General features: G+C 62.5%; 6 protein-coding genes. 1 reads left to right on the top strand and 5 read right to left on the bottom strand.

Translation table 11 applies throughout. The annotated features are described in order from the left end of the window. Window positions 1-88: 88 nt before the first annotated feature. Complete coding sequence (locus AB0305_RS16970; protein ID WP_366173467.1) at window positions 89-2,029, top strand: ABC transporter ATP-binding protein; 1,941 nt, start codon at window positions 89-91, stop codon at window positions 2,027-2,029. Between the two features lie 105 nt (window positions 2,030-2,134). Here AB0305_RS16970 and AB0305_RS16965 read toward each other — a convergent pair whose 3' ends face one another. The 5 genes from AB0305_RS16965 to AB0305_RS16945 form a co-directional block, all read right to left on the bottom strand. Further along, window positions 2,135-2,512: a RidA family protein gene (locus tag AB0305_RS16965; protein WP_364134236.1), complete on the bottom strand. Its 378-nt coding sequence runs from the start codon at window positions 2,510-2,512 to the stop codon at window positions 2,135-2,137. After that, window positions 2,509-3,681: an alpha-hydroxy acid oxidase gene (locus AB0305_RS16960; RefSeq protein WP_364134233.1), complete on the bottom strand. Its 1,173-nt coding sequence runs from the start codon at window positions 3,679-3,681 to the stop codon at window positions 2,509-2,511. Before AB0305_RS16960 ends, AB0305_RS16965 begins: the two co-directional genes overlap by 4 nt. 99 nt (window positions 3,682-3,780) lie before the next feature. After that, window positions 3,781-4,545, bottom strand: coding sequence for an amino acid ABC transporter ATP-binding protein (locus AB0305_RS16955; RefSeq protein ID WP_364134230.1), 765 nt, complete (start codon window positions 4,543-4,545; stop codon window positions 3,781-3,783). Then, window positions 4,542-5,414, bottom strand: a complete 873-nt coding sequence (locus tag AB0305_RS16950) for an amino acid ABC transporter permease (protein ID WP_364134227.1) — start codon at window positions 5,412-5,414, stop codon at window positions 4,542-4,544. Before AB0305_RS16950 ends, AB0305_RS16955 begins: the two co-directional genes overlap by 4 nt. Before the next feature lie 110 nt (window positions 5,415-5,524). Beyond that, on the bottom strand, window positions 5,525-6,424 hold the full coding sequence (locus AB0305_RS16945) for an ABC transporter substrate-binding protein (protein ID WP_364134224.1): 900 nt from the start codon (window positions 6,422-6,424) through the stop codon (window positions 5,525-5,527). Between the last annotated feature and the right edge of the window lie 60 nt (window positions 6,425-6,484).

Here is a 6,484-nt window from a genome sequence, read left to right as displayed (position 1 = left end):
GCACGGCCCGGGTGGCCCGCGCCCCGGCGGCACTCCTGCTCCCGGCGGTTCCGGAGGACCCGGCACCGGCAAGGAGGCCCCGCTCCGCATTCCCCGACCGGCCGGCGGTCCCGGCCGCGGCGGCCCGTTCGCCGGGATGAACGTCCCGGCGGAAAAGGCGATGAACTTCGGCCCGTCCGCGAAGCGGCTGCTGGGCGAACTCCGCCCCGAGCGGCTCTGGCTGACGCTGGTACTGCTCCTCGCCGTCGTCAGCGTGACGTTCTCCGTGATCGGCCCGCGGCTCCTGGGCGAGGGGACCAACCTGATCTTCGCCGGCGTCGTCTCCAAGCAACTGCCCGCCGGGGTGACCAAGGACCAGCTGATCACCCAGCTGCGCGCCGCGGGGGAAAACCAAAAGGCGGACATGCTCGGCGCCATGAACCTGACGCCGGGCACCGGGATCGACTTCACGGCGCTGTCCTCGGTGCTGCTGTGGGCGCTGGCGCTGTACGTGCTGGCGTCCGCGTTCATGTGGATGCAGGCATACATCCTCAACGGCGTGGTGCAGCGGACCGTGTACCGGCTGCGCGAGCGGATCGAGGCGAAGATCAACCGGCTGCCGCTGCGCTACTTCGACACCGTGCAGCGCGGCGAGCTGCTCAGCCGGGTCACCAACGACGTGGACAACATCTCCCAGAGCCTGCAGCAGTCCATCAGCCAGGCGGTGACCTCGCTGCTGACCGTGGCCGGGGTGCTGGTGATGATGGTGATCCTCTCGCCCACGCTGGCGATCATCGCGCTGGTGACCATTCCGCTGACCTTGGTGACGACGGCGCTGATCGCCAAGCGCTCGCAGAAGCTGTTCGTGGCGCAGTGGAAGAACACCGGCGAGCTGAACGGTCAGATCGAGGAGACGTACACCGGGCACGCGCTGGTGAAGGTGTTCGGCCGGCAGCGCGAGGTGGAGGAGACGTTCCGGCAGAAGAACGCGGAGCTGTATCAGGCGAGCTTCGGCGCGCAGTTCATTTCCGGGCTGATCATGCCGGCCATGACGTTCATTGGGAACCTGGTCTATGTGGGGATCGCGGTGGTGGGCGGCCTGCAGGTGGCGTCCGGGGCGATGCAGCTGGGCGACGTGCAGGCTTTCATCCAGTACTCGCGGCAGTTCACCCAGCCGCTGGCGCAGTTGGGCTCGATGGCGAACCTGCTGCAGTCCGGGGTGGCCTCGGCGGAGCGGGTCTTCGAGCTGCTGGACACCGAGGAACAGCTGACCGACCCGGACGCGCCGGTCACGCCGGAGTCGACGCGCGGACGGCTGGTGTTCGAGGACGTGTCCTTCGCGTACTCGCCGGACAAGCCGCTGATCTCATCACTTTCGCTGGTGGCCGAGCCGGGGCAGACGGTGGCGATCGTAGGGCCTACCGGGGCGGGCAAGACCACCCTGGTGAACCTGATGATGAGGTTCTATGAGCTCGACGCCGGCCGGATCACCCTGGACGGGGTGGACGTGGCGCTGATGTCCCGGCACGAGCTGCGCTCGCGGATGGGCATGGTGCTGCAGGACACCTGGCTGTTCGGCGGGACCATCCGGGACAACATCGCCTACGGCCGGCCTTCGGCCACGGAAGCCGAAATCCTGGAGGCGGCGAAGGCGACGTATGTGGACCGGTTCGTCCGGTCCCTGCCGCAGGGCTACGACACCGTGCTCGACGACGAGGGTTCTAATGTGTCCGCGGGGGAGAAGCAGCTGCTGACCATCGCCCGGGCTTTCCTGGCCCGGCCGTCGGTGCTGATCCTGGACGAGGCCACATCCTCGGTGGACACCCGCACCGAGGTGCTGGTGCAGAAGGCCATGAGCGCGCTGCGGTCCGACCGGACCTCGTTCGTCATCGCCCATCGGCTCTCCACCATCCGCGACGCCGACCTCATCCTGGTCATGGAGGCCGGCCAGATCGTGGAACAGGGGACACACGCGTCACTGCTGGAGGCCGGCGGGGCCTACGCGCGCCTGTACGAGGCCCAGTTCGCGGCTCCGGTGGCGGAGGTTTAGCTCATAGGAAAGGCATCGGTTGCAGCTCACGAGAGAACTATCAACTGCGCTGCAACCGATGCCGTTGGCGGCCCGATCGGTGGGCAGTGTGCCCCGGCGGGAGCTTCAGACAGCCGCCACGGCCGTAAGTTCGACATGCATGCCGGGACGGGCCAAACGGGCTACTCCGACCGCGCAACGGACGGGCAGAGTCTCCTCGAAGTACGTCCGATAGATCTCGTTGAACCCTGCGCGTTGGTTCTCGATGTCGGTCAGGTAGATAGTCAGGTGGGCGATTCGATTCAGGTTCGAGCCGCAACGCTCCAAGTCTGTTCGCATATTCTCAATGACGGCTACGCTCTGCTGCTCTATGGTCTCCCCTGCCAGTTGGCCGTTGGAATCCGTGGGGATGGAGGTGACGAAAGCGAGCCCTCCGACCACGGTTACATCGCTGGACAGGGATCCGGGCTTTGCGGTCTCGGGATAACGCCGAAGATCGCTCACAGTGCGGCTGCCTTCTCGGGAAGGGGCTCGCGGCGAACGGACGGGTTGATGCCTTCGACGGTGTTGACTCCGCAAAAGCCCATAGCGGTCTGTAGCTCTGCCCGCATGGTTTCAAGGAGCTGACCGGCTGCCTTTCCTCCGCCTGCGGCCAGCGCGTACGCTGCCGCCCGGCCGATACCTGCGGCCTGCGCACCTCGGCTGAGCACATTCAACACGTCGGACCCGCGTTGGACACCTCCGTCACAGTAGACCTCCACCTGGCCGTCGACTTCCGCCACCACTTCGTCGAGAACACTGATCGTGGCCGCGCCTCGGTCAAACTGACGACCTCCCAGGTTCGAGACGTACACGGCATCCGCGCCGAGGTCGATGGCGATTCTGGCGTCCTCAGCACACATGATGCCCTTGATGACCAGCTTCCCAGGCCACTGCTGCCGTGTCTTTTGAACGTCCTTCCAGGAGACCGTGAGGTCTTTGTTGGCTTTCATGAACGGCTTCATTTCGGGCATCCTCAGTGGGCGGCCCTCCGGCTGGTAGTTGCCGTATGTGGCTTTCCGACCTCCGAAGAGGACACCGGCAACCCACCCCGGATGCATGGCGCAGGAAACAATATCGGGGAAGGAGAGGGCCGGGGGCAGACGGGTCATTCCGTGCTGCATTTCCCGTTCCCGGTCTTCACCGACGGTGCAATCTCCTGGAAGAACCAGCACATCGATGCCAAGGTTCTGTGCCTCGGCGAGGTGGTTTTCGGTGTGGCGGCGGTCCTTCCAGAATTGGACCTGTGCCCACACGCGACCTGGTGCTGCGGCTGCGACAACTTCAGGGAGAGCCACACCCGACCACGCACTGTGGATGAAAATTCCGCCCATATCCGAGATGGCGCGGGCGATACCGGGATCGGCATCCGGATGGATCATGCCCAGCATGCCCATCGGTCCGATGAAGAAGGGAACCTCCGTTTTTTGTCCGAGCATGGAAGAAGAGAGGTCCATGTGGGCTACGTCGGGGAAGGCGCGTTGGCGGTACGTGACGGACTGCATGGCCTCGATGTTCCGGGCAGCCGTGACTTCATCGAGGACCCCTCCCTCGAGAAAGTCGAACATCATTTTGGGAAGCCGGCGGTAGGCCGCCTGCTTCATCCCGGCGGCGCTCAAGACGCGTTGCGACATTAGTTGTACTTCTTTCCGTTGGGGCTGTCCGAATCCGTGGACGGCTGAGGCGATGCTTATCGAACCTCTGGATTTTTCGTTTTGGGGGAGCGATGAGCTCTAGATGACCTTTGCCAAGAATTGCTTTGTGCGCTCATGCTGCGGGTCTTGGAGCACCGTTCGGGGATCGCCCTGTTCAATGATTCCGCCGCCGTCCATGAAGATCAGGTGGTCGCCAACCTCTCGTGCGAATCCAATTTCATGCGTCACAACGATCATCGTCATGCCCGCCCGGGCGAGGCCCCGCATCACATCCAGCACCTCACCCACCAACTCCGGGTCCAAGGCGGAAGTCGGTTCATCGAAGAGCATGAGGCTGGGTTCCATGGCAAGTGCCCGGGCAATAGCAACGCGCTGTTGCTGGCCACCCGACAAGGAGGAAGGGTATGAGTCAGCCTTGGCGGAGAGTCCCACCCGCTCCAACAGTTCCAAGGCCCGTTCCCTGACCTTTTTGGGGTTCTTCCGTTTCACCCGAACGGGCGCTTCGCAAATATTCTGCAGCACAGTCATGTGGGGAAACAGGTTGAAGCTCTGAAAAACCATGCCGATGTTTTCGCGCATTTTGGCCGATTCGGCATGGCTCTTCATATGCAGACGATCGTTCTTGATCTTGACGCCCACGGGCTCTCCCTGCACCACGATGTATCCACCGTCCAGGGACTCGAGTTGATTGATGCACCTCAGAAAGGTCGACTTGCCCGATCCGGAAGGACCAATGATGCAGGTGACACTTCCCTGCGGGATGACGAGATCGATTCCTTTGAGTACCTGCAGGTCCCCAAAATTCTTCGTGACTCCTCTGGCTTCGATCATCACATCGTTCATGGCTGGCCTTCTTCTGAGCTCGTTGTTGTAGCAGTAGCGGACTTGATGCGACGGCGGTCAGCCCGTGTATTGACCCGCCCGGCGGTTGCGGTCCCGCGGTTGTAGTGACGCTCGATGAAGTACTGGCCGAGGCTCAAGACACTGGTGACCAGCAGGTACCACATGCTTGCGGCAATGAGGAGGGGGATGGTCTTGAAGTTTGCGCTGTAGACCAGTTGGGCGGAGTAGAGCAGCTCAGGGAACGCCAGGACGCTGACGAGAGAGGTCGTCTTGAGCATCGAGATGGTCTGGTTTCCTGTGGGAGGAACAATAACCTTCATGGCCTGGGGAAGGATGATCCGGAAGAGAATTGCAGAGCGTCGCATCCCGAGCGCGGTTGCCGCCTCAGTCTGCCCGCGATTGACGCTGAGTAAGCCTGCACGAACGATCTCGGACATGTAAGCGCCTTCGTTCAGCCCGAGTCCTAAGACGGCAGCTACGAAAGGCGTGATGAGGGAGTTGGCGTCCACGGAGAAGAATTCCGGTCCGAACGGAACGCCGATTTCAATCCGTGGATATATAGCGGCAATGAAGCCCCAGAAGAGGAGCTGGACGAACACGGGCACGCCGCGAAAAAACCAGACGAGGAAAGCGGCAACTCCGGCGACGATTGTATTCGGGGCCAGCCGGGCCAACGCCAGGCAAACACCGACAACGATGCCCACCACCATGGAGATGGCAGTCAGGCCGAGTGTGCGCAGCAGTCCTGTGAACAGTCTCTCGGAGGTGAACCAAGAGAAAGCTACATCCCACTCGTAACGTTGATTCGTCACGAGGGAGTAGGCCACAAGCAATACGGTGACAAGGACCACCGAGGCAGTCAGCCACATTGCTCCATTGTGTTTGTGTGGCCGTCCAAGAAGGAGGCTTCGGGTCTTGTCGTCCACTGCTGAGGGGTGCTTTCTTTCGACGTCCAGTGTGCTTGTCATGTGGCACCTGCCTACTGGGCTTTGTTGAAGGCGAAGTCAGATATGGCACCGTTTTCCACGCCCCATTTGCTGAGGATCTCCTTGTACTTCCCGTTTTTGGACATCGCTTCAAGACCGAGTTGGATGGCTTTCTCCATGCCGGCCCCCTTCTTAAAGCCGATGCTCACGGGGGAGAGGTCCTTCTCGCCGACGAGAGCTATCTTGGCGCCCTGCTTGATCGCATATCCAAGGGTGGGGCCGTCGACGTAGACGGCATCGAGGCGACCGGCAGCCAATGCCAGGCTCGGCGCCTGCATGTCCGGATACGTCATCGTGTCGATTGCGGGTTTGCCGGCGGCGGTACACGCGGCAGAGAGGGCGGGAATCCGTTTGAGGTCCTGGAAGGAACCCTTGAGCGCGCCAACACGCTTTCCGCACAGGGTGTCCGCCGTGATGTTCTGCGGGTTGCCGGGGGCCGCGCCTATGCCGCTGCCTGACTGGTAGTAGTCGACAAAGTCGAGAACCTTCATCCGCTCGGTCGAGGGGGACATTTGCGAGACCGCCATGTCGAACTTCCCGGCGCTGATGCCGGGAATGATGCCGTCGAAGGGTCCGCTCCGAACCTCGGTCTTTAGCCCGAGAGTCTGGCCGAGCGCAACGGCCAGTTCCGGATCCACGCCCACCGTCGTGTTCCCATCCATGAAGTGAAGAGGAGGGGAGCTCTGGCTCATGGTAACGACGAGGGTCCCCTTGTCGCGGACGGCCTGGGGAAGGGCAGCTGCAGCAGCCTGGTCCACGGCAGCAGCCGAAGCTGAAGGCGCAGGCTTCTCGGCACTGGCGTTGGAGCCATCGGGATTGGAGCATCCCACCAGGAGGCCGCAGGCTGTCGCCATAAGGGTAGCGGTCGTGAGGATTGATCGGAACTGAGTCATCGGATGCGCCTTTGAGAGTTGGGAATGACGGATCGAAACGGCGTGTAGGCCGGCAATGTG

The sequence above is a fragment of the Arthrobacter sp. NPDC080086 genome, assembly GCF_040702285.1.
Note: the sequence above shows the minus strand (reverse complement) of the source record. Positions and strands in the feature narration are given on the sequence as shown.